This window comes from Streptomyces sp. BK79, assembly GCF_044142145.1.
Taxonomy (GTDB): Bacteria; Actinomycetota; Actinomycetes; order Streptomycetales; family Streptomycetaceae; genus Streptomyces.
In genome coordinates this window covers 1-2,195 of record NZ_JBHVOC010000066.1, presented here as the reverse complement: position 1 = coordinate 2,195, position 2,195 = coordinate 1, and the positions used below count along the sequence as shown (strand labels likewise).

General features: G+C 74.0%; 1 protein-coding gene. It reads left to right on the top strand.

What is annotated here, in order from left to right:
- On the top strand, positions 1-2,195 hold a 2,195-nt coding region (locus ACFIF2_RS35760), incomplete at both ends, for a type I polyketide synthase (RefSeq protein ID WP_395577464.1).

Below are 2,195 nucleotides of genomic sequence, written 5' to 3'. Positions count from 1 at the left end.
GAGCCCACCCTGCCCGTCGTCTCGAACGTGACCGGCGGCCTCGCCGAGCCCGGTGACCTCCAGGACCCGGAGTACTGGGTCCGCCACGTCCGCGAGACCGTCCGCCACCACGACGGCATCCGGGCCCTGGAGGACCAGGGCGTCCGCACGTTCGTCGAGGTCGGCCCGCAGGCCGTTCTCGCCGGCCTGGGCTGCGGCGACGACGCCGTCTTCCTGGCCGCCCAGCGACGCGACCGCCCCGAGACGCAGCAGCTCCTCACCACCCTGGGCGACCTGCACACCCGAGGCGTCCCAGTCGACTGGGAGGCGTTCTTCGACGGGCGCGGTGCCCGCACCGTCGACCTGCCCACCTACCCCTTCCAGCACCAGCGCTACTGGCTCGACGCCACCCTCTCCGCGCCCAGCGACCCGACGGCTCTAGGGCAGACACCCGCCGCGCATCCCCTGCTGGGCGCCGCCATCACTCTGCCCGCGTCCGGTGCGCTTGCCCTCACCGGACGGCTCAGCGTCGACACGCATCCCTGGCTCGCCCAGCACGCCGTCCACGGCACCACCCTCCTGCCCGGCACCGCACTGGTGGAACTCGCTCTCCACGCCGGCCATCACACCGGCACCCCCGTCCTCGACGAACTCACCCTCCAGAACCCCCTCACGCTCCCCCCTCACACCGCCCTCGCCCTCCAGGTCACGGTCAACGCCCCCGACGACGCCGGTCACCGCGCGGTGGAGATCCACTCCCGCGATGCCGACGACCCCGCAGCTCCGTGGACCCGGCACGCGGTCGGCGCCCTCACCTCCGACACCACCCACGGCGCGGGAGCATTCCGCGAGGACACCGAGGTCTGGCCACCTTCGGACGCCACCCCCATCCCGGTGGAGAGGCTGTACGAGGAACTGGCCGACCAGGGGTACGACTACGGTCCGGTGTTCCGGTGCGTACGGCGGGCCTGGCGGCACGACGGGGATGTGCTGGGAGAGATCGCGCTGCCCGAGGAGGCGGTCGACGCGGCGCGGTACGGGATACACCCGGCGCTGCTGGACGCCGCGCTGCATCTGACGGACTTCCTGACGGGCGACGGTCCGGCCGACGGCGACCAGGAGACCCGGATCCCGTTCGCCTGGGCCGGTACGTCCCTGCGCGCGACGGGTGCCGCCGCGCTCCGTGTGCGTATGCGGGCCGTGGCCAACGGCGGAGTCTCCCTGGACATCGCCGACAGCGACGGCCGTCCGATGGCGGTGGTGGAGTCGTTGGCACTGCGTCCTGTGACCGCACGGCAGTTGGGTGGCTCGGCGCATCCTCTGTACCGCGTCGCGTGGCAGCCGTTGTCCGGCTCGGGCGGGGCGGGACGGACCGTGGGCGCTGTGGAGCCGGTCGCCCTGCCGGAGTGGGGGGACATTCCGGACGGCGTACCGGTACCGGAACTGGTCACCCTCTCCCTGGTCCCCAAGGACGGGGACGAGGACGGAGGCACAGCCGTGCCGGACCGGGCGCGGGAGTCGGTCCACCGGGTGCTGGCCGCGATGCGCTCCTGGCTGGCGGACGAACGGTGCGCCTCGGCCCGGCTGGTGGTCGTGACGCACGGTGCCGTGTGCGTGGACGCGTCCGACCGCTCGATCGATCTGGGCGGAGCGCCGGTCTGGGGCGCGGTCCGGGCGGCGCAGGCGGAGAATCCCGGCAGTTTCACGATCATCGACACCGACGGTTCACCCGCGTCCGTCCGTGCCCTGCCCGCGGCCGCGGCCCTGGGCGAGCCGGAGATCGCCCTGCGCGAGGGCGGGGTCCGGGTGCCTCGGCTGGTCCGTGCCGCGGCATCGGCCGCGGCAGGGGACACGGCCGTACGGTGGCCGACGACCGGTACCGTGCTGATCACCGGGGGGACGGGTCTGCTAGGGGCTCGGCTGGCCCGGCATCTGGTGGCCGAGCACGGGGTGCGGCACCTGCTGCTCACCAGCCGCCGCGGCCCCGACGCCCCCGGCGCCGACGCCCTGCGCACCGAACTGACCGACCTCGGCGCCCACACCGTCACCATCGCGGCCTGCGACACCGCCGACCGGACCGCACTCGCCGCACTCCTCGACCACATCCCCGCCCCACACCCCCTGACCGCGGTCGTCCACGCCGCCGGGGTGATGGACAACGGGGTGCTGGACGCCATGACCCCGGAGCGGGTGGAGAAGGTGCTGCGGCCGAAGGC